We start from the raw sequence: 25749 nt of genomic DNA on the forward strand, positions 1-25749 counted from the left end.
ACACGCAAGTTGAAGTCGCTGCTTTTCTTTCAGCTTTATCGATTGCGCAACACGATACAGGCACCACCAGCGCTGTGGAGTTGCGAACAGATTTGGTTGGCTTCGCCGCGATTGTCGGCACCTATACGCACGGCGTAGATGCCGCGCCGCCCCATGGCTGTGCGATTTCGGCTGATCACAGCCTCGTGCTTGTCGAGGATGGCCGGAAAGGCGCGACGCAGGCGTTGAAGCTGTCCCACTGCTGCTGCGCGGCGGAAGTTGCCAGCAATCTGGATTCCCCAGGGCTTCGGCTTGATTTGGGCCATCGCAACTGTCGCAAAGCGAACAATCGGGAGCTTCCGGCAAGCCGCATCAAAGGTCAGTTTAGCGTTTAACGGATGCGCCGATATTTCAGTACCCGCGGCAAAGTCGTCAGCCGACTTTCCGGTTATATCGAGTACATATTCTTCGGTTTCGAGAGGGAGGAAGCCACCGTTTGATAACCATTTTGACACTCGCGTTGGCCCCGCATTATAGGCAGCTGCGGCGAGCCCCCAGTTGCCGAATGCCGCTCGCAGATCCTTCAACAGCGACGCAGAAGCAGGAAGAGCCTTTGCAAAGTCGAACGGATCGTCGAGATTTCGCTCCTTTGCGGTACCGGGCATGAACTGTGCGATGCCCTGCGCGCCAACTGGACTTGTTGCCTGAGCGTCGAAACGGCTCTCTTTCCAGATAAGTCTGGCGAAGAAGTCACGCGGAACGCCATGTCCATCAGCATTGGTCGCTATGGCTGCGCAAATCTGGGCCACCGTTGGTGTTGGCGGTTTCGCCGGCACTGAAACCGACGGATTATCAGCCGACAATGCCCTTAGCGATGTCAGTAGCAGGAATGCTGCAACGATGCCGAGTTGTTTGAAGCAATACACCCTGTTGCCGATCCCCTTGATACGTTAGCATATTGGCATAATGCACGGCCATATTTCTAGCAAAAGACACCCGCCATTGATTTCATAATCCGGTAAACATTCATGACGACAACGACGAAGAACAAGTGAACACGCCCCATGCCTCTCTCCATCACCACAATCGGTTTCGACGCTGACGATACGCTCTGGCAAAACGAGCAGTTCTTCCGAACCTCCGAAGATAAGTTCGCCAGTCTATTGGCTCCTCACGTGGACACGACCGATCTTTCCAACCGGTTGCTCGCGGTGGAAAAGCGAAATCTTGATCTCTATGGTTTCGGCATCAAGGGCTTCACCCTTTCCTTGGTCGAAACAGCGGTTGAAGTCTCCGAAGGCAAAGTGCCCGCCTCAGTTATCGCAGAAATTCTGGCGGCAGGCCGGGAGATGCTGCGTCATCCGATAGAGACCTTGCCCCATGTTCAGGAAACACTTGCGCAACTAACTGAGCGCTACAGGCTCGTCCTGATAACCAAAGGAGATTTGTTCGATCAGGAGCGCAAACTGGCACAATCGGGCCTTGGTGATTTTTTCGATGCGGTTGAAATTGTAAGCACCAAGGACAACACCACCTACAAGCGAATATTCAAGCGCCACGGAGATGGTGCGACCCGGAGCATGATGATCGGTAACTCATTGAAATCGGATGTTGTCCCGGCAATCGAAGCAGGCAGCTGGGGCGTGTTCGTACCGCACGAGCTGACCTGGGCGCTTGAACATGTCGAAGCGCCAATTGGCGCAACTCGCTTCCGTCAGATTGAACATTTGGGGGAGTTGCCGCCGCTTCTGGCAGAGATTGGCTGATTATTCAGCGGCGTGTTGTTCCTGCGCGCCTTCATCCGGACCGTTGGGATCGCCTGCGCCAGTTTCACAGCCAAGATCAGGAAACGCAACCACACGATTGCCGGCAAAATCGGTGCGCACTACAATGAGCCCCTGCTCTTCGAAATACGTGAGAAGCCGTCGCGCTCGGCGTGCCGAATGAGTGCCATAGGCGCGGGCCAACGTGGCGTCGGACGGGCAGGGACTGCCGGTAACCGCAGCTTGGGCCACGATAAAGAAAACACCTTGAACATCATCCGGCAGGCCCTTTGAAAGTTCAAGCGCCAGCTGCCACGGTTCCCCTTGCGCGGTCTCTCCGTCAATGCCAGCACGTGCGACCGCAAGATTGCGGCGAAATGCCGGCAGAGAAAGGGGATCGCCCGGGACACGGCGAATGCGGCAACGAACGAGAAAATCCTGATAGAGGACGGCATCCGTGCGAAAAGATGCATCGGGGTCGTTGAGCATTTCATGCATAATCGCGTTGATCAGGCCATTGCGCTCGGCTTCGTCAATCTCGGGAAACAGTGTCGGTGCTGGCGTTTCCGCCGCAGCCACAAATTTGGTCTGGGTGAGCTGGCTCAAAATATCGGCTGTCGGTGTGGAGGCGGGCGGCGCTACTGCGCGCCGAACAACCACCCGGCGCTCTTCGGGCGATGGTGTAAAAATCAAGTCGCGCGCATCTTCGCCCGGCTGCGGCAGCGGAGTGAGCTTCGGGCTCGCCGAACGAGCAGATGTCTCTACTGGTCCAATGGTCACAGCCAATGGACGACGCGACAAGGCCGGGCCAAGCGCAACGAAATGGCCCCGTGCGAGATCACGGAACTGTTCGGCCTGCCGCCGTTCCATGCCAAGAAGATCCGCGGCACGGGCCATGTCGATATCGAGGAAAGTTCGGCCCATGAGGAAATTCGATGCTTCAGCCGCAACATTCTTGGCGAGTTTGGCGAGACGCTGTGTGGCGATGACACCGGCAAGACCACGTTTGCGGCCACGGCACATCAAGTTGGTCATGGCGCCGAGCGATAGTTTGCGGGCCTCGTCTGAAACCTCGCCGGCAACCGCCGGTGCAAAAAGCTGCGCTTCGTCGACAACGACGAGCATCGGGTACCAATAGTCACGTTCTGCGTCGAATAGGCCACCGAGAAAGGCTGCGGCACAGCGCATTTGCTGTTCGACATCCAGTCCTTCCAGATCAAGCACGACGGAAACGCGGTGCTGGCGAATTCGTGCCGCGATGCGCGTGAGTTCACTTTCGGTCCGTGCACCATCGACAACCACGTGGCCGTATTTATCGGCCAGCGTAACGAAGTCGCCCTCCGGATCGACGACGCATTGCTGTACCCACTGCGCGCTTTGTTCGAGCAGGCGGCGCAGCAAATGCGATTTGCCTGAACCCGAATTGCCCTGGACGAGCAGGCGAGTTGCCAGCAGCTCTTCCAGATCGAGCATGGCTTTTGCGCCGGCTGACGCCGCTCCCATGTCGATATCGACCTTCATCATCTCTCCAGCGTTCAAGTGATTCTGCGCGCGATATAATGCGCAAAATCACTTAGCATTCTTTGCCATGCTGCGTGGAGGATATGCGCTCCGTCGTTGGAAAACTCACAGGTGAATTGATCGGCTATTCGGCTGGCACCGGCTCCGGCAGCATGTTTGCCTTGCCGTGCTTACTTAGCGTCAGCACCAGCAGCGCCGCAATCAGGCAGAGAATTCCCGCCACGAAAAATGCAGGCATATAAGTTTGGTATTCGGTACGGGCAAAGCCGCCACCATAGGCTGCCGAGGCTGCACCCAACTGGTGTCCGGCAAAAACCCAGCCAAATATCAATCCAGCCTTTTCACGTCCGAAACGATCGGTTGCCAATTTGACAGTTGGCGGTACCGTGGCAATCCAGTCGAGACCATAGAACATGGCAAACAGCGACAGGCCGTAAAAAGAAAAATTGGAGTAGGGCAAGTACAGCAGCGAGAGGCCGCGCAATCCATAATACCAAAAAAGCAGCCAACGGTTGTCTACACGGTCCGAGAGCCAGCCTGAACCAATAGTGCCGAAGAAATCAAAGAATCCCATCATGGCCAAGACGCTGGCGGCCGCTACGGGGACCATGCCGAAGTCTCCGCACATAGCCACGAAATGGGTGCCTACAAGGCCGTTGGTACTCGCACCGCAAACGAAAAAAGTGGCGAAAAGCACCCAGAACGTGCTCGAGCGCGACGCTTCCTTCAAAGCGAGCAGTGGCATAGTGATGAGGGATATTAGCCCGCCTGTGATTGGCGGAACGGGTGCGATCTCCTTGTCTCCATAGGCGGGCAGGCCGATATCGGCTGGCCGGTCGCGCATGAGGAAAAAGACTGCCGTGACAGCGATGAGCAATAGAGCGCAAATCAGCATGATTGCTGTGCGCCAACCGTAGTTTTCACTGAGAGAAGCCATAAGCGGCATGAACGCCAACTGCCCCGTAGCCGAGCTTGCTGTCAGCATCCCCAAAGCCAAGCCGCGGCGCTCGGTAAACCAGCGGGCGGCGACGGTGGCGCCCAGAACCATGGCGGTCAGTCCGGTACCGAAGCCGACGACGACGCCCCAGAGTAGAATTAGCTGCCAGATTTCCTTCATCGCCAAGGAGGCAAACAGGCCAGCTGTGATTAGCACCAGTGCGACGCAAACTACTTTCCTGACACCAAAATAGTTCATGAAGGCCGCTGCAAACGGACCCATGAAGCCGAACAGCAAGAGCCGGATCGAAAACGCCGTCGCTATTTGCTCGGTCTCCCAACCGAACTCTTTTTCCAGCGGAACAATCAGCACCCCGGGTGCACCAACGGCCGCGGCGGTGACCAGCATCGTAAGAAACGTGACCGCTATGACGACCCAGCTATAATGGATATTGCGGCGGGCAAGCGAAGCGGCGAGCGAGGAGGAGATCATGGGCTGTCTTTCGAGAAGTGGGAATCCACGCGAGTTAGATGATGATCATCATCATTGTTGACTATTGATGATGACAATCATATAAATTGTCAATAGTCTTTTTCGGGGATACTGCACATGCGTGTCAGCAGAGATCAGGCAGCGGAAAACCGCGCCCGCATCATTGAAGTTGCCAGTCAACAATTTCGTCAGAAAGGTTTTGACGGGATTGGGGTTGCCGATGTGATGAAGAATGCCGGCCTAACCCATGGCGGCTTCTATGGCCATTTTGCATCGAAAGATGATCTTATTGCTCAATCCTGCGATGCGGCAATGAAGCGGTCGGCGGAAAAATGGTCTGCAATTGCACAAGAGGGACCTGATGTTGCGCTTGCCGCGATCACGTCGTCCTATCTTGCCAAGAATCACAAGGGTGACTTGGCAAACAGCTGTACTATGGCGTTGCTTGCGCCGGATATTGCCCGGCAAGGAGGAGCAGTCCAGACCCGATTTACCGAGGGCACCAAAAGGCTGCTTGAAATATTGTCGGATTTGGTTCCTAGCCGATCCAAAGCAAAAAAACGCCAGAAAGCCCTGGCCACGATGGCCGGTCTCATTGGTGCGGTTGTCTTGTCGCGGGCGGTGGATGACCCGGAATTTGCCGACGAGATTCTCGACGCGGGCCAGGCTTTCTTTGGCTCTGGCAAACCTGCAGACGAAATCTGAGTTAACGCCCCGGACGTCCTGTCTTGCCCGGACGTCGTTTTTTACGATCGTTAGCGTCCTCATATGAACCAGCACCTGCTCGCTCGCGGCGAATGATATTCTGGTCATTGCGGTTCGTACCGGTAAAGGCAGGCTTTTCAGGAACATGGCCGATAACCGGCTTCTCTGTACGCCCAACGGTCATCTCATCCAGCGAATTCTTGCGGAAGACGCCGGGTCCGAGAGGGCGCGTCGTGTCTCCGCCCATTTCGTCGAGGTTCGGTTTGCCGAACAGTGCCGAATTCTTGTCGCCCTCGTCGGTAACCACACGGTGCATCGCGCGCCCGGCATTGTGCCTGCCCTTGGTGCGGCCAGTGACCGGACTTTCCATCTCGACCTCCCGTGCCATTGGGTCGTCCGAAATTGCCAACTCCATCTCGCGCAGACGCTTGATCTCGTCACGCAGGCGAGCAGCGACTTCGAAATCGAGGTCGTCGGCGGCATCGCGCATCTGCTTCATCAGATGTTCGAGATGAGCCTTCAGGTTATTCCCCATCATCGCGCCGGAATCGGTGAAGTCGGAAATATCGGCCCGAACGTGGTCGCGCTCGTAGACACTGTTGAGGATGTCGCCGATATTTTTCTTGATGCTGGCAGGCGTAATGCCGTGCTCGGTATTATAGGCTTCCTGCTTCTCGCGGCGGCGATTTGTTTCCGCCATCGCGCGTTCCATCGAACCGGTGACCTGATCGGCATAGAGAATGACCTTGCCGTCGATATTACGCGCTGCACGCCCTATCGTCTGGATCAGCGAGGTTTCTGAGCGCAAAAAGCCTTCCTTGTCCGCATCGAGAATGGCGACAAAGCCGCATTCTGGGATATCGAGACCTTCACGCAAAAGGTTGATGCCCACGAGCACGTCAAATGCCCCAAGGCGCAAGTCGCGCAAAATCTCGATACGCTCCAGGGTGTCGATGTCGGAGTGCATATAGCGGACGCGAATGCCCTGTTCGTGCAGATATTCTGTCAGATCTTCGGCCATACGCTTGGTGAGAACCGTTACAAGCGTGCGGTAGCCCTTCGCCGACGTTTCACGAATTTCTCCAAGAACATCGTCAACCTGGGATTTGGCCGGACGGACCTCGACTGGGGGATCTATAAGGCCGGTTGGGCGAATGACCTGCTCGGCGAAGACGCCGCCGGATTCTTCCATTTCCCATTTGCTGGGCGTCGCCGAAACCGCAACGGTCTGTGGACGCATGGCGTCCCATTCCTCAAACCGCAACGGGCGATTGTCCATGCACGAGGGCAGGCGGAAGCCGTACTCGGCCAGCGTTGCCTTGCGGCGAAAATCGCCCTTATACATCGCGCCAATCTGCGGAACCGTTACATGGCTCTCATCGATGAAAACCAAGGCATTGTCAGGAATATACTCGAACAGCGTGGGCGGCGGCTCCCCAGGCTTGCGACCGGTCAGGTAGCGCGAATAGTTTTCAATACCGGCGCAAGAGCCGGTTGCCTCCAACATTTCCACGTCAAAAGTACAACGTTGCTCAAGCCGTTGCGCTTCGAGCAATCGGCCAGCGGCATTCAACTCCACAAGACGGTGCTTGAGTTCTTCCTTGATGGATTTTATCGCCTGATTGAGCGTCGGGCGTGGCGTCACATAGTGCGAGTTTGCGTAAATCTTGACCGAACGCAGGTCGCCGGTCTTTTGACCGGTAAGCGGGTCGAACTCGGTAATTGCCTCGATCTCATCGCCGAACATGGAAATGCGCCAGGCGCGATCCTCCAAGTGGGCAGGAAAAAGTTCGATCGTATCGCCACGCACACGGAATGAGCCTCGAGTAAAATCCATGTCGCGCCGTTTATACTGCTGCGCAACGAGATCTGCGAGCAGCGCTCGTTGGTCCAGACGGTCGCCGATCTTCATCTCGAAGGTCATCGCCGTATAGGTTTCGACCGAGCCGATACCGTAGATGCACGACACCGAGGCGACGATGATCACATCGTCGCGTTCAAGTAGCGAGCGGGTAGCGGAGTGGCGCATCCGGTCGATCTGTTCGTTGATCGAGGATTCCTTCTCGATATAGGTGTCGGAGCGCGGCACATAGGCTTCCGGCTGGTAATAGTCGTAATAGGAAACGAAATACTCGACCGCGTTGTTCGGGAAGAACGATTTGAACTCACCGTAAAGCTGAGCCGCCAACGTCTTGTTAGGAGCCAGGATCAAAGCAGGACGTTGTGTTTCCTCGATGACTTTCGCCATGGTGAAGGTCTTGCCGGAGCCAGTGACACCGAGCAAGACCTGAGTCTGATCATGGTCCCCGATGCCGGAAACCAGATCCTTGATAGCCGTCGGCTGATCTCCAGACGGCTTGAATTCTGTTTCCATCTGAATGGCGATGCCGCCTTCGGATTTGCCCGGGCGGGCCGGGCGGTGCGGTTGCCACGCGGTGCCATTTTTGAAAAGCGGATTGCCGCTTTCAATCAGGGCGGATAGAGCAGCGACGGTAGCCGTTGCGCCTCCAGGCATGATGCTGCCTGCGTCTTCCAGATTGATATCCAGTCCGGCCACGGGATTAAGGCCCGCAGCGGCACGTATCTTGGGGTCGGTCGATCCACCAATCGACGTGCCACGAGACGTACGGGACGCGCTGGACTCTTTGCTCGCCGGCTTCTTTGCCTTGACTACCTTCGGTGGAGCTTTCTCGGTCTCATCGGTGATCTGCTTTGCCCAATCACTGACGGAACCGGAAAGCGGAGTGCCTTCCAGCTCAGGTTGGGGCGCTTCGCCGAAACCGTCGGCGTTATATCTGTCAGGAGATTTAACCATAGGTTGAATATGGTGGGAGTCCGGCAAAATGGAAAGACCCGAGTGATGAAAACTGGATTTTCCAGATTTCTCCTGACAGCAGGCTGTCATGAGCGACGCAGATTTATGGGAGGAATATATGCTCGCGATGGTAGCGCAGAAATTCCGGATGAGGGAAATGGTTGCTATTTTTTGGAAGGGTGATCTTTCCTGATTCGTTGAGAAGACCATCAATCTTGGGTTCGTGATAGCGAGACGATTTCAGGATCTGGTAGTCCGGGCCGATGGAGATCAGGCCGTTATCGAACATCCAGTGAATCGACTGGAGAAGCGCGATGCCGTTGTTGATGGAGTCTGGACCGGAATGTTTTACCGGCCGGATGTGAGCGCATTCGATTTCACAACTACCGTCAGGTGCCTGCATCAATATGCCCGTCATTGCGCACCTCATATTGTAGGCTTTGCCAACAAGCTGCCGAAATACGCGGTCACGGAAGGTGCGGGATGTCAGGATGCGGTCACGTTCGACAGATTCTGGTGGGTCTTCTGCAAAACCGTAAAGAGGCGTCACCACTAACCGCTCCTCGTATTCGTCCCAGTTCTTTCTGAAGCCGGCTCTCTCAATTCTTCTATACTCTTCGTCGGAGAGGGCGCGAACCTGCTGCTGGATCGTATGCGAATTCATCCTGCCATCCGACTGCACCATGCTCTTTTCGAAATAGAATTTCTTGTTGAGCTGAAAATCAGGAACGCTGAATGGCACCGTCTCTTCAAGTTCCAGATATTGTTCAAGCGATGCTTCGGAATATCCCGGGCGACCCGCCAACGGATATATGGAAGTGACGCGCGCGGTCGCGAAATATCCCGTCGACCCTATGACACGCGTACCTGCGCGAGGTGCGGGTTGGTAGTATATGATCCAGTCGTCCAGCGTATCGCGGACAATGTTGAGATACTTGTCGCGGAAACGGTAGCGCCTGTCGTGGCCTCCGGGGGCAGCTTCCTCATCTGTCAGCTTGATTTGAAATATTGCGTGCATTTAGCCGGGATTTGCCTGTTGAAACTGTGGTTTGTTCAACATGGCGATATCGTGCGTTAAGCGAAACGCATCCGAAATTGTATTTTCGGGCGTCTTGCTCAATCTGAAATGGCAACCTCTCAGCCGTAACGGAGCTTAAGGCCAAGGATTGTGAGAATAAGCAGGAGGGTTATCCCATTTGCTGCCATGACCGGCCATGAACTGATCATCATTCCGTAAAACAGCCACAGCAGAACGCCGAGGGCGAGAGAAACGTTGGTGACGAGAGAAATGCTGTCCGTCTGGCGGTGCCGGACAATCTTGATGATCTGGGGGATCCAGCACAGTGTTGTGATCGCGGCAGCGAGGCTACCAACAAGCTCGATGTAGATTGGCACGGGTAAAACTTTCAGAGGAATGGATCTAGATTACAATTGGCGATATTCGCTTGAGAAATATAGCGGAATCATGTTCCGACGCGATCGCTTCACATAAATATTCGTGCCGCAGTCCCGATTATACAATCAATGGATCACGCCCCATGTTGAGATGCAGTTCGTGGCCATCATAGGCATGGGCTGCCGCCACCGTCTCATCCAGCTCCACGCCGAGGCCCGGTTCTGACGACGGAACGATATATCCGTCTTCCCATTGAATCGGTTTCTTCAGAATATCGGCGTGGAAGCCGCCGAAAGCCTGGATACATTCGAGAATAAGAAAGTTCGGGCTGCAGGTTGATATCTGAATGTTGGCGGCACCGACGATCGGGCCGCAATAGAGGTGCGGGGCAATCTGGGCGTGGAAGGTTTCTGCCATCCCGGCAATTTTCTTTGCTTCCAATATGCCACCGACGCGGCCAAGATTCATCTGCAGGATGTTTGCGGCCTGGTTTACCAGCAAGCGCTGAAACTCATACTTCGTCGTCAGGCGCTCACCCGAAGCAATCGGAATCGACGTATGCTGTTGCACATAGCCCATATTCTCCGGCATATCAGGCGGTACTGGCTCTTCCAGCCATAGGGGATCATACGGTTCCAGACGTTTTGCCAGACGGACAGCGCTGGTTGGGGTCATCTGACCATGAGTTCCAAACAAAAGATCAGCCTTGGAACCGACGGCTTCACGAACCAGCCGGGCGAATTTCTCGCCGAGATCAAGCTGTTCGAGCGACAGCTGACGTGGATCGAACGATGTATAAGGGGCGACAGGATCGAACTTCACTGCCGTATAGCCTTGCGCTACGTACTCTGCCGCCCGCTCGGCAGAGGCTTCGGCATCCCAGTAGATGGCCGACGTCTCCCCCAGTTCCGGCTTGGGATAGATGTAGGTGTAGCTGCGCAGCCGTTCATGCACCTTGCCACCGAGTAGTTCGTACACCGGCTTGTTGGCTTCCTTGCCGATGATATCCCAGCAGGCCATTTCAAGCGCCGACACCGCGCCCATGATCGTCACATCGGGGCGCTGGGTAAAGCCGCTGGAATAGGCGCGGCGAAAGAACCGTTCGATATGGTGAGGGTCCTCGCCGACGAGCCAGCGCTCGGCTACGTCTTCGACGACCTTTCGCATGACTTGCGGGCTGATGGTTGAATTGTAAGCCTCGCCATAGCCCACTACACCTGAATCGGTGGTGAGTTTGACGAAGAGAAACCATGTCCCACCGAAAGAAGGCGGCGGATTGCCAACCACGAAGGTTTTGACATCTGTGATTTTCATGATCCCTCCGGACGCTCACTATCGATCAGACTAGGCCACACTCCGCGTCATACCGAAACCACGCAGCGACCCGCACTGTCGGGTTTCCGACAGTTCTTGTATCGGGCCCTTTCCAAATCTGCCGCTGCAAAGCATCATGCTGCAAATCCGCATTGATCGATGGAGACAGCAGTTGAGCGAACAAACCAAACCTATCGGCGAATTGACGCTGCGTACACTGGCGATGCCGGCCGATGCGAACGCAGCGGGGGACATTTTCGGCGGCTGGGTCATGGCACAGATGGATTTGTCCTGCGGTATCAGGGCTGCTGAACGAGCAAGGGGCAGGGTGGTGACCGCCGCGGTCAAAGAAATGGCCTTCGCAAAACCGGTAAAGATCGGCGACACATTGTGCGTCTATACACATATAGACCGCGTCGGACGCACTTCGATTACGTTGAAGGTCGAGGCTTGGGCGCAACGCTACCTCTCGGATTTGATGGAACGCGTTACGCATGCCGATTTCGTGATGGTTGCCCTCGACAAGGAGGGCAACCCGACGCCAGTGCCGGGCGAACGCTAGCCGCCGATCATATATTTGTCCCAGAAACCGGCTTCTGATTCGATCTGTTCGACCACGTCGATCCACAGGCCGGAGGGATCATGAAACCCAAAACGGCGTTGCCCGAAAGGCTCGTCCGTCAACGGATATTCGATTTTCAGACCGGTAGCGTTCATTTTTTCAAACGTTGCTCTGGCATCCTCTACCTGCAATTCAAAGCACATGCCCGTACCGCTGAAGCTCTCGGAACCGGGCGGTGCGGAGGGATGATCGGGGGTCATGAAGGCGATGGAAGCGGACTGGTCTTCCGCCAAAAGCAAGCAAAACCAGGTGCTATCGAAACCACTGATGAAGCCGAGGTGCCGGATCCAGAAATCGCGGCAGGCTTCCTTTCGTGGCGTGACAATAATTGGATAGCGGTCCATGAAAGCCATTTTCTTCATCCTGTAATTTTGTGAGTCACCGCATTAAACAGGGACACAAAAGATATTGGCAAGGCCCTTTTGTCAGGAGAGAGAATAGGAATAAGTTCTCAGATGAGAACTTATTCACGCGCTGTTCCCATCGATTACCGGATGACAGATTCATTCTGATGCGATTAAGTGGCGATCAAATTCCTGCGCCGCTTCGGGAAAAAAGCATTCCATTTTTGGTAAAAAGCATTCCATTTTGAGCAAAAAGCGTATGAAAAATTGGGGCAAAAACGTGGCTTTTTTCGGAGCAATTCAAGACTACTCCCGCAAGCGCGGCGATGCGAACAGCGCGAAAGTTGACTTCGTCGAACTCTTTTTCGATCTCGTATTCGTCTTCGCCATCACACAGATATCGCACCTACTGCTGCATGATCTCAGCCTCAAGGGGCTCGTCGAAAGCGCGCTGCTCCTTTTGGCAGTCTGGTGGGTCTGGGTCTATACGATGTGGTGCACCAATTGGCTCGATCCGGCGACACCGCCGGTGCGCACAATGTTGTTCGTGCTGATGCTGGCCGGGCTTGTGCTTTCGACGTCGATCCCCACTGCCTTCGAGGCCCGCGGATTGGTGTTCGCCAGCGCTTTCGTCTTCATGCAGTTCGGCCGGTCGGTTTTCATGGTTTGGGTGCTCCGACACCACAATCGGGCCAATTACCGCAATTACCTGCGGATCACGATCTGGCTCGCCGTGTCGGGCTCATTCTGGATTGCCGGTGGTTTCGCCGAACCGGAATATCGGCTTGTCTTTTGGGCAATAGCTCTGGGAATAGAAGTGGTGGGACCAGCCCTTGGTTTCTGGACATTCCGCCTCGGGGCCTCTTCGACAGGAGAGTGGGATGTCGATGGTGAGTACATGGCGGAGCGGGCCGCGCTGTTTGTCATTATCGCACTTGGAGAGTCCATCCTCGTTTCCGGCGCGACTTTCGCCGATCAGGAATGGAATTTCATCTCCTTTTCGGCATTTCTGACGACCTTCCTTGCTTCTGTTGCCATGTGGCTGGTCTATTTCAATGTCGGGCAATCGGCCGGCCATCACAAGATTGCGGCGACCGATGATCCCGGCAGGATCGCTCGCGTGGCCTACACCTATGTTCACGTTCTGCTTGTGGCCGGTATCATCGTCGTTGCTGTATCGGATGAGCTTATCCTTGCGCATCCGACGGGTCATTCGGACGCCGCGACGATCTGGACGTCAATTGGTGGTACGGCGCTTTATCTGGTCGGGAATCTGCTGTTCAAGTTCTATATCGCGGGAAGACCGCCACTGTCTCATATGATCGGTCTGGGACTGTGCGCGATGCTTGCGTTCTTTGCTGGCGGACTGTCGCCATTGGTGCTCGGCTCCCTCACCACCGGCATTCTGATCATCGTCACGATCTGGGAGTATTTTGGCCAGGTGAAGGCCGACAGCCCTGTTAAACACTAGAGCGCCATAAAGGTTGGATTTAGCAAGGGCCGAAGGTCCCGCTTCGCACCCTCCCCCTTGTGGGGAGGGACGGAGCGAAGCGACGGGGAGGGGTTTCTTGACTTAAACGGAAGAAGAGCCCCTCCCAGCTGCTGCGCAGCCTCCCTCCCCACAAGGGGGAGGGTAAGGGCGGCGTCAGCGGCAGGCGCGATGTCCGCTTCGGCGTTGCATCAGATCGAAATGGAAATGCGTGCGATGAAACCTGTCATAGCCGGGACCAAGAACCGTCGAGAAGTAATCGCAGGCATCCGAGCGTACGGTGTTCAGCAGTCCGCGCTGGCGGAATGAGAACCAGCCGGGCTTTTGCACCTGGATATCCTTGCCATTGTTGAGTGTGATCTTCGAAATGTCGAGCGCGTTACCCTTGGAATGTTCCGACATGCTTCTCCCGCGCTGGTTGCTCATCGTGCGGCAGGAATAGCTCGATGCCTGATGAATCGTGTTGATACCGGAAAGATAACGCAGGCGCGTTGAGGGTGCGAGATCGCCTTTGACCCAGCGTGCGAAAGCAAGTGTCATCTGGCAATTCAGCGTGGCACTCGGCTTGAGCCTGATGCGTCCACTGGCAAATCCACTGACGGTCAGCGGGTGGTCGATCTTGCAGACGCCTCCGTCATTGATGGGTTCCCGCTCCTGAAACACGACGCCAAGCTGTTTAAGCTGGGTACGACAGGCAATGTCACTACCCGACATGGCAAACGCACTTTCGCCGCGGGCAATAGGGTCCCTGATCCCGCCCGCATAGCCGTAGCTTTCGGCGTCGTCGGAGGCCGGTTCGGATTCTGGCAATGAGTAGGGTTTAGGCTCTGCGACTTGCGGGGCCTCGGGTACGACAATCGTGTCCGGCTGCGGTTCGGCGTCCGGTACGGAAAGGACTTCGGGCTGCTGTGTGGCGAATTCGCCCGTCTGCGGGGTGGATTGCTGCTGGGGTTCCTCGGCGGTGACCTGCGTGCTTTCTTCGCTTGCAAGCGATTGGCCGGCAACTGACGTGTCCTCGCTGCCAACATCCGCCATGGGTCGCCGCACATCGCCCATGCCGCAACTGCTCAGCGCTGTCGCCGTGAAAAGGACAAGCATGATCGAAAGGTGCCTAAAACGCACGGCGGACGACAACGCAATACTCATGTCACCACATCCCCTTTGCCCCGTTACGCAGGCGGATGCGGCTAAAAATAGAGGTAAATTGTAAAGGAAAGGTCAGCGTCGCTCTTAAGGCCTGCGTCGAAAATGTGACCGGGCCCCGGTTGATCCCGGCTTGATTTTGCTGCAATCACCGCGGCAACTGTTTTTCCTTCTCCTTCCTCCCGGAAACCATCAATGACATCTCTGTTCTCACCCTACGTCATGCCGATTTTGCTGCTTGCGGCGTCGAATGTATTCATGACTTTTGCCTGGTACGGCCATTTGAAATATCCGATGGCGCCGCTCACGCTGGTGGTCTTCATCAGCTGGGGTATTGCGCTTATGGAATATTGGCTGGCCATTCCCGCCAACCGCATCGGCCACACCGTCTATACGACAGCCGAGCTGAAAACGATGCAGGAAGTCATCACGCTGGTCGTGTTCAGCCTGTTTTCAGTATTTTACCTGAAGGAATCCTTCACCTGGCAGCACGTAGCCGGTTTTGTGTTGATAGCCGGCGGCGCAACCCTGATCTTTAAGGCCTGACCCTGGTCCGGCTCCGCAAAGCAGGTATCAATTCGACGGCGATCATTGCGAAGAAGATGAGGGCGCAACCCGCTACACCCTGAAGCGACATGCGCTCACCCAACAATATGGCGCCGAAAAGCGCCGCAAAAAGCGCTTCGGAAGACAGCATGATTGCTGCCTGTGGAGCCGTGGTGAAACGCTGTCCAACCACCTGAAGCGTGAAGCCGATGCCGGACGAGATCACCCCCGCAAAGAGGATTTCCGGCGCGGCCGTCAGGATCGAGAAGAGTTCGGTGCGCTCGGTGGATAATGTCGCCACGAGGCCAAGCAAGCCACAGACCATGAACTGAACCAGCGACAACATGATGGGTCTGCCGCTTTTCATGCCGATGCGATTGATAAAGATAATCTGCAACGCCCAGAATATGGCGCAGGCTACGATGAGCAAATCACCGGCCGTCAGCCCTTCGAGATGTCCTCCGGACAACAGATAAATGCCGGCAAGCGCCGTCAAGGCGCAGGGCCAGACAACCGGATGGGGCCACTGCCAAAACAGAATGACGCCAAGGAATGGCACCATGACTACATATAGGCCGGTCAGAAAGCCGGCATTGGTGACGGACGTCGTCTGCATGCCGACCTGCTGCAGCGCGGCCCCGGAAAAGAGCAGAACACCGATGAAAAAGAAGCCGTAATAATCGGCGCGCGTCAATTTCACCGGCGCAGCCTTCGCCTCGCGAACGGCCAGCGGCATGATGGTCAGGGCGGCGAGGAAAAAACGCAGGGTGACAAACATGAACGGCCCGACGCTGCCCATTGCGCTCGACTGGGCGACGAAGCCAAAACCCCAGATCGCTCCGGCGAGAAGCAGCAAAGTGTTGGCGCGTCCATGCGTCATGAGAATCCTGCGAAATGGAGCGGTCATCAAAGGTCCGCATCGATCGCTGTCTAGCGATTGCAATTCATGGCGGCAAGGGTGCTACAAACGTTATGCGCGTGTCAGCCGTATGATTTTCCCATCGCCTTCATCGGTGAGAAGGTAGATCGACCCATCGGACGCAACCCGCACATCGCGGATGCGGCCAAACTCGCCCTTCAGCATCCGTTCCTCACTCTTGATAGCGCCTTTCTCGTCGCGGTCCAGACGCACGAGCATCTCGAACTTGAGGGCACCTGCCAGAAGGTCTCCCTTCCATTCGGGGAACATCGATCCTTCATATACCGCGAGCCCGGAGGGGGCGATCGAAGGGTCCCAATAGTATAGCGGCTGCTCATAACCCTTCGCACGGGTTCCGACGCCGATTTTCGCGCCGGAGTAATCCTTGCCGTAAGTTATGACCGGCCAACCGTAATTCTTGCCCGCCTGAGGCTGATTGACTTCATCGCCGCCCCTGGCGCCATGCTCCACAGTGATCAATGAATCCGTAACGGGATCCCAGACAGCCCCTTGCGGATTACGGTGGCCCTTGGACCAGATTTGCGGCAGGCCTTTTTTGCCGTCGGCGAATGGATTATCCGCCGGAATGGTGCCGTCCGCATTGATGCGGAGTATGGAGCCCGCCTCATCCCTGAAATCTTGCGAGCGCTTCATTGTGCCTTGATCGCCGATCGTAACGAAAAGCTTGCCATCGGGTGCAACAAGAATACGCGAGCCGAAATGCGCCGATCCCCTGGTGCTTTGCTTTACCGATAGCAGAACCGAGACATTTTCGAGTTCGGCTCCGTCGCCATTGCGAACGAGACGCGCGCGAGCCATGACTGTGCCGGTACCATTCTGGCGTGGTTCGGTGTAGCTGAAATAGATGTTTCCACTCTTGGCAAAGTCCGCCGAAAGCGCGACATCGAGCAGGCCACCTTCACCCTTGACGACGACCTTGGGAACGTTGGCAACGGGCTTCGACACTTTACCGTCCTTGACGATGCGCATCGTACCACCGCGTTCCGTCACGAGGAGCGCGCCATCGGGCAGGAAGGCGAGGCCCCATGGATGATCAAGGCCATCAGCAATCGTCTCGGCAGAGAGCGTCACCGTTTCTGTCTTGAAATCCTTGGCGAGAGCGGTCAGGGGCATCGATATCAAGACCGCAAACAGGCCCGCAGCAGCAACCCTTGGTCCTTGTTTCATTGACGGCGATCCTCTTCGTCGTTCGATAGATGAACGCATTTTGTGCATAATTCGCCAATCCGGTCGTCTCACAGTGATGTGAATTGTTGCGTCTCCGAGATTGATTTGCCTGCGCAAATTCCCGACGTGCGACATTTTCCACTTTCTACGTGAATTCGCCGGAATCGGTGCTATATTAAGGGACGAATGACTGAACGGTTCCGAAGTCTTGAGCTTCGGCGACCGTTTTCTTTTTGTGTCGAACGGCATCGATCGATGCCGTTCGACATTGACTACGAAAGGAGAGGGCATGGAAAAGGTCCCGATGACTCAGGCTGGATTCGACAAGCTCAAGGAGGAGCTGCGCTGGCGCCAGCAGGAAGAACGTCCACGTATTATTGCGGCCATCTCGGAAGCGCGCGCCCATGGCGACCTTTCGGAAAACGCCGAATATCACGCCGCCAAGGAAGCCCAGAGCCACAATGAAGGCCGGGTCGGCGAGCTGGAGGATTATACGGCACGCGCCGAAATCATCGATATTTCCAAGCTGTCAGGCGACAAGATCAAATTTGGCGCCACGATCCAGCTGATCGATGAGGATACCGAAGAGAAAAAGGTGTATCAGATCGTCGGCGATCAGGAAGCTGATCCCAAGGCCGGCCGCATCTCCATTTCCTCGCCCATCGCACGTGCGCTGATCGGCAAGAGCGAAGGCGAAACGATCGAAGTCAATGCACCCGGTGGTGCCCGGTCTTACGAAATCATCGGCTTCAGGTTCCTCTAGACTTCGTGCAGGAGCCCCTAAGCAGCGTCGAAGTGATCGCTCCGAATTTCAAGCGAAAGCTTTCCGGAGTCACTTCGACGATCATTCAGCTCATCCCGCTACAGCGGGCCAATGGCCTCAATATTGTCACCATGGGCCCCGGATTGCCCGCGGAACTGCCGAGTATTGGCTGGACATCGCTCCCCGGCCTCTGGTTCAAGCCGAAGACGAGACCATTTCGTATCTGGCACGCGCGCCGCAACAATGAAATGATTGCCGGTATTCTCATGCGCCATGTGTTGCGCATGAGATTGAAGCTGCTGTTCACTTCGGCTGCGCAACGCGACCACCAGCCTTTCACCAAATGGCTGATCCGGAGAATGGACGCAGTGATCGCCACGAGCGGCAAATCCGGAAGCTTCCTGAAGGTGCCCCATACCGTCATCATGCACGGTATCGATACCGAACTGTTTCACCCACCGCAGGACGATCAGGACAGGTTTGCTGCCTCGGGCCTCCCGGGACAATTTCTCGTCGGTTGTTCGGGGCGCATCCGGCCTTCGAAGGGTACAGATCTCTTCGTCGATGCAATGATCAATTTGCTTCCGCAGCACCCGCAATGGACGGCGGTCATGACTGGCCGCACGACTGCGGAGTATAAGGGCTTTGAACAGGCCCTCCGCGACAAGATTGCCAAAGCCGCGCTTGGCGAGCGCATCCTGTTCCTGGGGGAGGTGCCCGATGTACGCCTCTGGTATCGCCGCATGTCGCTCTACGTTGCGCCATCTCGCAATGAGGGCTTCGGCCTGACGCCGCTTGAGGCGATGGCCTCGCAGACCGCGGTGGTTGCGAGCGATGCCGGGGCCTATGCCGAGATGATCGAACCGGAGACGGGAACTGTGGTTGCCGCGGGTGACGGGCTCGCGCTTGAACAGGCGATTGCGCCTTACCTCGCCGATCCGGCGATGTGTGTGGAGGCGGGGAAGCTGGCACTTGCCCACGTCCGCCAGAACTTCCCACTGCAGAAGGAAGCCGGCCGTATTGGCGAAGTTTACGAGCAGCTTTTCGCCACCGGATCGCGGCCGTGACTGTTACGGCTTTCATCATCCATCTCGATCGCGCGGTACAGCGTGGCGAGCATGTCCGCGGACTGGTCGAGCGCTTGCCGGTGAAGGCGGAGATCGTCGATGCGGTGGACGCGCTCGCGATGGACGCGGGTGATATTGCCGCCGTCTATGCCCGCTCGCTGCACAGTCCGTACTACCCGTTCGAGCTGCGGAAATCCGAGGTCGCCTGTTTTCTGTCGCATCGCAAAGCTTGGGCTGCAATTGTCGATCGCAAGCTGGATGCAGGCCTCATCATCGAGGACGATGTCGAGGTTGATGCTGGTTTCGCGGCACAGTTGCAACTGGCGATCGACCGGTTGCAGCCGGCCGACTACATCCGCTTTCCCCGCTGGCCGAGGGGTGAGTCGGGGATTGAAATTGCGCGCGTTGGCGCCAACAGCGTCATTGAACCGGAACTGCCGGGGTTGGGGATGCAGATGCAACTCGTCGGACGCGAGGCGGCGATGGCGCTGCTCGCGGCAACGGAACGATTTGATCGGCCGGTGGATACGACGATCCAGATGCGCTGGCTGCATCCCGTCCGTGTATTGTCCGCGCGGCCAATCACCATTCGCGAGATCGATTTCGATCTCGGCGGGTCGGTCGTTCAGGGCAAGAACAAGACTTTTGCTGGCAGGCTGAAGCGGGAAATCCTGCGCCCCTGGTATCGCGTGACGCTCTACCTGTATAACCGGTTCCGGCGCTAAAGTACCATCAATGGCTCGTTCTTGACCGAACGGATCGTGAGGGATGTGCGCACGGAATCGACGTTGGGTGTCGAGGTTAATTCTTCGATGACGAAATTCTGGAACGTGCTCAGATCACTCGCGACGCAATGCAGCAGGAAGTCTGACTCGCCGGAAACCATCCAGGCGCGGCGCACCAGTGCCCAATGCTTGGTCTTTTCGGCGAAGTTCTTCAGATCGGCGTCAGACTGGCGGTGCAGGCGGATCATGCAGAACGCGACGATATCCTGGCCGAGGATCGCGCCGTTCAGGATCGCGCGATAGCCCTGGATAATGCCGGCTTCTTCGAGCTTGCGAACGCGGCGCAGGCAGGGCGGCGCCGATATGCCGACACGCTCCGCCAGTTCCACATTGGTGATGCGGCCATTGTCCTGCAATTGTTTCAGGATTTTCCAGTCGATCGCGTCGAGATCCGCCTTCAAAGGCATATTCCATCCTGTCCCAAGAGAATTGCGGTCACCATAGGCGATTCCCCATGCTGTGTAATCACATCCAGCAATGGTTGCAAACAGGTTCCACAAATCTCCTAGAAACGCCGCTCTTCCGCCACAAGCTGTGGCTAACCCGTCTATGTTGAGCGAAGACCTTGCAACAAAGGGTTCTGAACCACTACTTTATAGTCATTGAAAGAGCATGGCGGTCGTGCCATCTCTTGTATGTCGAACACATATTACTTCAAGGTCTAGTCATGTCACAGCGCCATGTGCCCGTTCTTATCATCGGTTCCGGTCCCGCGGGTTATACCGCGGCGATCTATGCGGCTCGTGCAAACCTGAAGCCCGTCATCGTCGCCGGCCTGCAGCAGGGTGGCCAGTTGATGATCACGACCGACGTGGAAAATTATCCGGGCTATGCCGATACGGTGCAAGGCCCGTGGATGATGGAGCAGATGCGCATCCAGGCCGAACATGTCGGCACCGAGATTGTCCACGACATCATCACGGAAGTTGACCTTTCTGTGCGGCCGTTCCGCCTCGTCGGTGATGGCGGCACGCAATACACGTGCGATGCGCTGATCATCGCGACGGGTGCACAGGCGAAATGGCTGGGCATTCCAACAGAGCAAACCTTCATGGGATTTGGCGTTTCTGCCTGCGCCACATGCGATGGCTTCTTCTACCGCAACAAGGATGTTGTGGTCGTTGGCGGTGGCAATACCGCTGTCGAGGAAGCGCTTTATCTCGCAAACCTTGCCAAATCGGTCACGATCGTGCATCGCCGCGATCATTTCCGCGCGGAAAAAATTCTGCAGGACCGCCTGTTCGCCAAAGAAAATGTCAAAATCATCTGGGATAACGTCGTTGACGAAATTACGGGAACAGTAGCCAAGGCGCCGATGCCCGCATCGGTGTCGGGCATACGCCTGAAGAATGTGAAAACGGGCGAGACCACGGAATTGGCAACCCATGGCGTTTTCGTTGCCATTGGTCATGCGCCGGCGGTTGAGCTTTTCAAGGGGCAACTCAAACATAAGCCGAATGGCTATCTCTGGACCGCAGCCGATTCTACAGCAACGGATGTGCCGGGCGTCTTTGCTGCGGGTGACGTTACGGATGACATCTATCGTCAGGCGGTCACCGCTGCGGGCATGGGTTGCATGGCAGCTCTTGAAGCCGAGCGTTGGCTGGCTGCGCAGGAACCAGTGCGTCAAGCTGCCGAATAGCAGCCGTTAATATAGAGCCGGTCCCGATGTGCGTGACCGGAACGGGGGAGAGACTGCGCGATGTCGCTTGATTGGGACAAATTGCGAATATTCCATGCTGCAGCGGAGGCGGGGTCCTTTACCCATGCCGCCGAGACCCTGCATCTGTCGCAATCGGCTATTTCCCGTCAAGTCAGTGCGCTTGAGCAGGATGTTGGCGTTCCGCTGTTCCACCGCCATGCTCGCGGTCTTATCCTGACCGAGCAGGGCGAAGTGCTTTACCGCACCGCCCATGAAGTCCTGATGAAGCTGGAGAATGTCCGCTCTCGCCTGACAGAGAGCAAGGACAGGCCGTCGGGCAAATTGCGCGTGACGACAACAGTCGGCCTCGGTTCGGGCTGGCTCATCGAGCGCGTGCAGGAATTCATCGAGCTCTATCCGGAAGTTCAGCTGCAGTTGCTTTTTGACAACGAAGAGCTTGATCTGACTATGCGTCACGCGGATTGCGCTATTCGCCTGCGTCAGCCGCAGCAGCCGGACCTGATCCAGCGGCGGCTCTTTACCGTGCACATGCACGTTTATGCTTCACCGGCCTATATCGCCAAATATGGCAAGATCGAAAGTATCGAGGAAATCGATACTCATCGCATTGTCAGTTTCGGCGAGCCCGCGCCATCTTATCTCACCAATCTCAATTGGCTGGAGGTGATCGGCCGGACAGATGGCAATCTGAGACCCGCTGTCCTGCAGATCAACAACCTCCTGTCGATCAAGCGCGCCATACAGAAGGGCGTCGGCATCGGCGTGCTACCCGACTATATGGTGGAAAAGGATTCGACGCTGGTCCGGCTCTTGCCGGAGATGGAATTGCCATCGTTCGACACGTTCTTTTGCTATCCCGAGGGAATCAAAAACGCTGCCAAATTGCACGTGTTTCGAGATTTTCTTTTCTCGAAAGCGCGTACGTGGTCGTACTAGGCAAGCTATTTCGACATTTTACGAAAAGTTTTTCTTTCCAATCTCGTGCTGCTTTGCAGCATGATTTTGCCTGCGTCACCGACATTCCACGCCTGCAATTCCAACATTTCCCTTGATTTCGCCGGTATGCACCAAACGCATGGGTGCGATGCACAATTGGATGTTGCGACACGGCGTCAAAGGGCTCATATCCACATCACTTGCCGGTGCGTCTCCTCCTCCCATTGCGCGCCCGCAAGTGTTCCCCTCTGGAGGTATAGCCGGAAACGGCACCTTCAAAACTTAAGGCCGGGCAATTGTCCGGCCTCTTTTCTTTTCAGGGGTGAAGGAACATCCGATGCGCAATAATATAGCTAGTGAGCTTCGTGCCGATTGGGCAGAAGACGCAAAGCGAATAGCGGAAGCAAGGGACGATGTTCTCGTCTGGCCTCAGTTTTCAAACGAAGACGATGATATGGCCGGCAACGCTTGGGCCGACAGCAGACGTCGCAAAACGTCTCCCTCTCCGTCATCCTCGGGCTTGACCCGAGGACCCAAGGCAAAGAAGCGCTGAACTCCCTGGCACGATGCGATCCAGCAAGATTCCTTCTGAATGAAGAGCTGCTTTTCCGTGTCGCCTCACTGGATTCAATCATGTTGGCTGGAAAGGATTGTACTTCTTTGCCTTGGGTCCTCGGGTCAAGCCCGAGGATGACGGAGGGAGAGGGTGCTTTAGGACAAGGCGATGTTCCGAGCCACATTCGACGAAAGAAAAAGGGGCCATTAGGCCCCTCGATTTTATCTGATGATCTTCTTAGCGAAGGTTGGCGCAGAAACGCTGGATCCGTTTTCCGGCTTCTTCGAGGTTGGCATCAGAGGTTGCGTAGGAGATGCGGAAGTTCGGTCCGAGGCCAAATGCCGATCCATGCACGGCAGCCACGGCTTCCGTTGAAAGCAGTTCGCTGACGAAATCCTCATCGTTCTCAATGACCTTGCCGGATGGCGCCGTCTTGCCGATCGCAGCCGCACAGGAGGGATAGACGTAGAATGCACCCTCCGGCTTTGGGCATTCGAGGAAGTTGGTCTGGTTGAGCATCGAAACGATGAGATCGCGACGGCCTTCGAATGCCTTTTTGAAGACCGGCAAATGCGCCTGTGTTCCGTCGAGGGCTTCTACCGCTGCCCATTGCGAGATCGAGCTTGTGCCGGAAGTCTGCTGGCCCTGCACCATGTCCATGGCCTTGATCAGCTCGATCGGGCCGGCCGCATAGCCGATACGCCAGCCGGTCATGGCATAGGCTTTCGACACACCGTTCATTGTCAGCGTGCGGTCATAGAGGTTCGGCTCAACCTGTACCGGCGTCACGAACTTGAAGTCGCCATAGGTCAAATGTTCATACATGTCGTCGGTCAAGACCCATACATGCGGATGACGCACGAGGACATCGGTAAGCTTCTTCATTTCGTCCCAGCTATAGGCTGCGCCGGACGGGTTGGAAGGCGAGTTCATGATGATCCACTTGGTCTTCGGCGTGATGGCACGCTCCAGATCTTCCGGCTGCAACTTGAACTCGTTGGCCTGAATGGCCGAGACGATGACCGGCGTTCCACCGCATAGCGAAACCATTTCCGGGTAGCTTACCCAGTACGGCGCGACGCAGATCACCTCATCGCCGGGATTTAGCGTAGAGAGCAATGCGTTGTAGATGACGTGTTTGCCGCCGGTCGAAACGATCGTCTGGCTTGCCTTGTAGTCGAGCTCGTTTTCGCGCTTGAACTTGCGGGCAATTGCTTCGCGCAGTTGCGGAATGCCGGATACCGGGGTGTACTTGGTCTCGCCGCGCCGAATGGCAGCGATAGCAGCTTCCTTGACATTGTCAGGCGTGTCGAAATCCGGCTCGCCAACGGACAGCGAGATGACGTCACGGCCCTCGGCTTTCAGATCGCGTGCTTTCTGGGTGATCGCAATGGTTGCGGAAATCTTCACACGGGAAAGGGCGTCTGCGAGGAATGCCATGGTATCGTTCTCCTGAAACGGGTTTGCGGGCCTGCTATGTCGCAATGGCGGCCGAATCGCAAGCAAAAGCATACTTACGGGACTTCACATTATGCAGTTTCTGTGCAGGGTGTGGCATCGAACGTCCAATACATCAGCAATGTTTGAAGGATGCTTCAATCAAAATGATTGGACATATCGGCTCGTCGTGGGAATAGTCGCCCGCCAACCAAGCCGTCATTTGTGTGCCCGCACCGACGCTCTCAGGAGACCGCTACCATGCCGAGACTTTATTCACAGCCTGATTCAGGAAATTGCTACAAGCCGCGGCTTTTGATGGCGAAATTGGCGATGCCTTTCGAGCACATTTCGATTTCTTCAACCGATGGTTCAACGCGCAAACCTGAATTCATGGCGAAGAATCCAAACGGCAAGGTGCCGTTGCTCGAGTTCGACGACGGACGGTTTCTTGCAGAATCGAATGCCATTCTGCTTCATTTGGCGGAAGGCAGTCGCTTTGTTCCCGAGGATTCGTACGAGCGCGCCCTGATGTATCAATGGCTGTTCTTCGAACAATACACGCATGAGCCGAATATCGCCGTTCGTCGGGCGCTGCTAGTCTATCCGGAGCGAGCAAAGGATGCGACGCCCGAGCGCCTGGCAGCAACACTGGAAGGCGGCAACAAGGCGTTGCTTGTGATGGAAAATCAACTGCAGAAGACGCCTTATTTCACAGGCAGTAATATCAGCCTCGCCGATATCGCGCTCTATGCCTATACCCACGAAGCCAATCGCGGCGGATATGACCTCTCAGCCTATCCATCCGTGGCAAAATGGCTGAGCCGCGTTGCGGGCGATGAGGGCCACGTTCCGATCACATGGCTACCAGACTGAAAACGAAAAAGGCGGGATAAATCCCGCCTTTTAAACTCTTGTGCGTTCAGAAATCAGACGATTCCCGTATGTGGATTAGCCAGCAACGCTAAGGTTGTCAGCGGACGACTTGCCCGAACGACGGTCCTGTACGATCTCGTAGTTGACCTTCTGGCCATCATTGAGACCGCGCAAACCTGCGCGTTCAACAGCGGAGATATGGACGAATACGTCTGCACCGCCAGTATCAGGCTGGATGAAACCGTAGCCCTTGGTGCCGTTGAACCATTTCACTGTTCCCGTAGCCATGGGAAATTCCTTTCAGATATATAAGACAGGCAGCAAGCACATTTGCGGCCCAGGGAATCGAACCTATGCAATGGAGTTCATCAGGAAGCGCAACAGGTTACGCAGGTCGCAAAGTCACTCGACCGATAAAATCGATGCGGATTACATATGACAGAATTTGCCCCAAAACAAGCCATATTGGAATGGGTTTATCGTCAGGGTTAAG

The 25749-nt window shown here is 56.0% G+C and carries 25 protein-coding genes; 11 read left to right on the forward strand and 14 right to left on the reverse strand.

All coding sequences use genetic code 11. From position 1 onward, the window contains the following. Positions 1–35: 35 nt before the first annotated feature. Positions 36–905 (reverse strand): transglycosylase SLT domain-containing protein, encoded by an 870-nt coding sequence (locus LB462_RS20305; RefSeq protein WP_370637242.1) that lies wholly within the window; start codon positions 903–905, stop codon positions 36–38. A 138-nt stretch (positions 906–1043) separates the two neighbouring features. Between LB462_RS20305 and LB462_RS20310 the strand changes: the two genes are divergently transcribed. Next, on the forward strand, positions 1044–1745 hold the full coding sequence (locus LB462_RS20310; RefSeq protein ID WP_224511742.1) for an HAD family hydrolase: 702 nt from the start codon (positions 1044–1046) through the stop codon (positions 1743–1745). Here the strand turns inward: LB462_RS20310 and LB462_RS20315 are convergent, their stop codons facing one another. After that, complete coding sequence (locus tag LB462_RS20315; RefSeq protein WP_224511923.1) at positions 1746–3263, reverse strand: helicase HerA domain-containing protein; 1518 nt, start codon at positions 3261–3263, stop codon at positions 1746–1748. 124 nt (positions 3264–3387) lie between these two features. Further along, positions 3388–4692, reverse strand: a complete 1305-nt coding sequence (locus tag LB462_RS20320) for an MFS transporter (protein ID WP_224511751.1) — start codon at positions 4690–4692, stop codon at positions 3388–3390. Between the two features lie 117 nt (positions 4693–4809). Here LB462_RS20320 and LB462_RS20325 point away from each other — a divergent pair, with 117 nt between their 5' ends. Then, entirely contained in the window at positions 4810–5397 is a 588-nt protein-coding gene (locus LB462_RS20325) for a TetR/AcrR family transcriptional regulator (RefSeq protein WP_224511753.1), read from the forward strand. Position 5398: 1 nt separating this feature from the next. Here the strand turns inward: LB462_RS20325 and uvrB are convergent, their stop codons facing one another. The 4 genes from uvrB to LB462_RS20345 form a co-directional block, all read right to left on the reverse strand. Then, a complete protein-coding gene (gene uvrB, locus LB462_RS20330; RefSeq protein ID WP_224511755.1) occupies positions 5399–8212 on the reverse strand; it encodes an excinuclease ABC subunit UvrB in 2814 nt (937 codons plus the stop codon). Between the two features lie 103 nt (positions 8213–8315). Then, the gene (locus LB462_RS20335) at positions 8316–9017 is read right to left on the reverse strand and encodes an HNH endonuclease (RefSeq protein WP_224511765.1); all 702 of its coding nucleotides are present in this window, start codon (positions 9015–9017) and stop codon (positions 8316–8318) included. Between the two features lie 332 nt (positions 9018–9349). Continuing rightward, entirely contained in the window at positions 9350–9607 is a 258-nt protein-coding gene (locus LB462_RS20340; protein ID WP_112530698.1) for a SemiSWEET family sugar transporter, read from the reverse strand. 118 nt (positions 9608–9725) lie between these two features. Beyond that, positions 9726–10922 (reverse strand): mandelate racemase/muconate lactonizing enzyme family protein, encoded by a 1197-nt coding sequence (locus LB462_RS20345; protein WP_224511767.1) that lies wholly within the window; start codon positions 10920–10922, stop codon positions 9726–9728. Positions 10923–11145: 223 nt separating this feature from the next. On the opposite strand from LB462_RS20345, the gene LB462_RS20350 reads away from it, so the two are divergent. Next, the gene (locus LB462_RS20350; RefSeq protein ID WP_112530761.1) at positions 11146–11484 is read left to right on the forward strand and encodes an acyl-CoA thioesterase; all 339 of its coding nucleotides are present in this window, start codon (positions 11146–11148) and stop codon (positions 11482–11484) included. On the opposite strand, the gene LB462_RS20355 is transcribed toward LB462_RS20350, so the two are convergent. Further along, entirely contained in the window at positions 11481–11897 is a 417-nt protein-coding gene (locus LB462_RS20355; RefSeq protein WP_224511771.1) for a VOC family protein, read from the reverse strand. The two genes, LB462_RS20350 and LB462_RS20355, sit on opposite strands and share 4 nt — an antisense overlap. A 271-nt stretch (positions 11898–12168) precedes the next feature. Between LB462_RS20355 and LB462_RS20360 the strand changes: the two genes are divergently transcribed. After that, complete coding sequence (locus LB462_RS20360) at positions 12169–13359, forward strand: low temperature requirement protein A (protein WP_224511773.1); 1191 nt, start codon at positions 12169–12171, stop codon at positions 13357–13359. Between the two features lie 174 nt (positions 13360–13533). On the opposite strand, the gene LB462_RS20365 is transcribed toward LB462_RS20360, so the two are convergent. Then, positions 13534–14523, reverse strand: a complete 990-nt coding sequence (locus LB462_RS20365; protein ID WP_224511775.1) for an extensin-like domain-containing protein — start codon at positions 14521–14523, stop codon at positions 13534–13536. A 192-nt stretch (positions 14524–14715) separates the two neighbouring features. On the opposite strand from LB462_RS20365, the gene LB462_RS20370 reads away from it, so the two are divergent. Beyond that, positions 14716–15066, forward strand: a complete 351-nt coding sequence (locus LB462_RS20370) for a DMT family protein (RefSeq protein ID WP_224511777.1) — start codon at positions 14716–14718, stop codon at positions 15064–15066. On the opposite strand, the gene LB462_RS20375 is transcribed toward LB462_RS20370, so the two are convergent. Next, positions 15056–15973 carry a DMT family transporter gene (locus tag LB462_RS20375; RefSeq protein ID WP_370637243.1) on the reverse strand — a complete coding sequence of 306 codons (918 nt, stop codon included), beginning with the start codon at positions 15971–15973 and terminating at the stop codon, positions 15056–15058. The two genes, LB462_RS20370 and LB462_RS20375, sit on opposite strands and share 11 nt — an antisense overlap. 63 nt (positions 15974–16036) lie before the next feature. Beyond that, positions 16037–17173, reverse strand: a complete 1137-nt coding sequence (locus LB462_RS20380) for a PQQ-dependent sugar dehydrogenase (protein WP_224511779.1) — start codon at positions 17171–17173, stop codon at positions 16037–16039. A gap of 289 nt (positions 17174–17462) precedes the next feature. Between LB462_RS20380 and greA the strand changes: the two genes are divergently transcribed. From greA to LB462_RS20395, 3 genes are read left to right on the forward strand one after another with little or no spacing between them, the layout of a single operon-like run. Further along, on the forward strand, positions 17463–17936 hold the full coding sequence (greA, locus tag LB462_RS20385) for a transcription elongation factor GreA (protein ID WP_112530705.1): 474 nt from the start codon (positions 17463–17465) through the stop codon (positions 17934–17936). 5 nt (positions 17937–17941) lie between these two features. Beyond that, a complete protein-coding gene (locus LB462_RS20390; RefSeq protein WP_224511781.1) occupies positions 17942–19003 on the forward strand; it encodes a glycosyltransferase family 4 protein in 1062 nt (353 codons plus the stop codon). Further along, entirely contained in the window at positions 19000–19728 is a 729-nt protein-coding gene (locus LB462_RS20395) for a glycosyltransferase family 25 protein (protein WP_224511782.1), read from the forward strand. The genes LB462_RS20390 and LB462_RS20395 overlap by 4 nt, the downstream gene beginning before the upstream one ends. Here LB462_RS20395 and LB462_RS20400 read toward each other — a convergent pair. Continuing rightward, the gene (locus LB462_RS20400; RefSeq protein WP_224511784.1) at positions 19725–20195 is read right to left on the reverse strand and encodes an Lrp/AsnC family transcriptional regulator; all 471 of its coding nucleotides are present in this window, start codon (positions 20193–20195) and stop codon (positions 19725–19727) included. The two genes, LB462_RS20395 and LB462_RS20400, sit on opposite strands and share 4 nt — an antisense overlap. A 260-nt stretch (positions 20196–20455) precedes the next feature. Between LB462_RS20400 and trxB the strand changes: the two genes are divergently transcribed. Further along, entirely contained in the window at positions 20456–21430 is a 975-nt protein-coding gene (trxB, locus tag LB462_RS20405) for a thioredoxin-disulfide reductase (protein WP_224511786.1), read from the forward strand. A gap of 60 nt (positions 21431–21490) precedes the next feature. Continuing rightward, positions 21491–22387, forward strand: a complete 897-nt coding sequence (locus LB462_RS20410) for a LysR family transcriptional regulator (RefSeq protein WP_112530710.1) — start codon at positions 21491–21493, stop codon at positions 22385–22387. A 793-nt stretch (positions 22388–23180) separates the two neighbouring features. Here LB462_RS20410 and LB462_RS20415 read toward each other — a convergent pair. Further along, the gene (locus tag LB462_RS20415; RefSeq protein ID WP_224511788.1) at positions 23181–24383 is read right to left on the reverse strand and encodes a pyridoxal phosphate-dependent aminotransferase; all 1203 of its coding nucleotides are present in this window, start codon (positions 24381–24383) and stop codon (positions 23181–23183) included. A gap of 258 nt (positions 24384–24641) precedes the next feature. Between LB462_RS20415 and LB462_RS20420 the strand changes: the two genes are divergently transcribed. Then, the gene (locus LB462_RS20420) at positions 24642–25256 is read left to right on the forward strand and encodes a glutathione S-transferase family protein (protein WP_224511790.1); all 615 of its coding nucleotides are present in this window, start codon (positions 24642–24644) and stop codon (positions 25254–25256) included. Between the two features lie 75 nt (positions 25257–25331). On the opposite strand, the gene LB462_RS20425 is transcribed toward LB462_RS20420, so the two are convergent. After that, positions 25332–25544: a cold-shock protein gene (locus tag LB462_RS20425; protein WP_106718517.1), complete on the reverse strand. Its 213-nt coding sequence runs from the start codon at positions 25542–25544 to the stop codon at positions 25332–25334. Positions 25545–25749: the final 205 nt, after the last annotated feature.

Origin of the sequence: Phyllobacterium chamaecytisi, from assembly GCF_020164455.1 — a bacterium.
GTDB classification, from domain to species: domain Bacteria; phylum Pseudomonadota; class Alphaproteobacteria; order Rhizobiales; family Rhizobiaceae; genus Phyllobacterium; species Phyllobacterium chamaecytisi.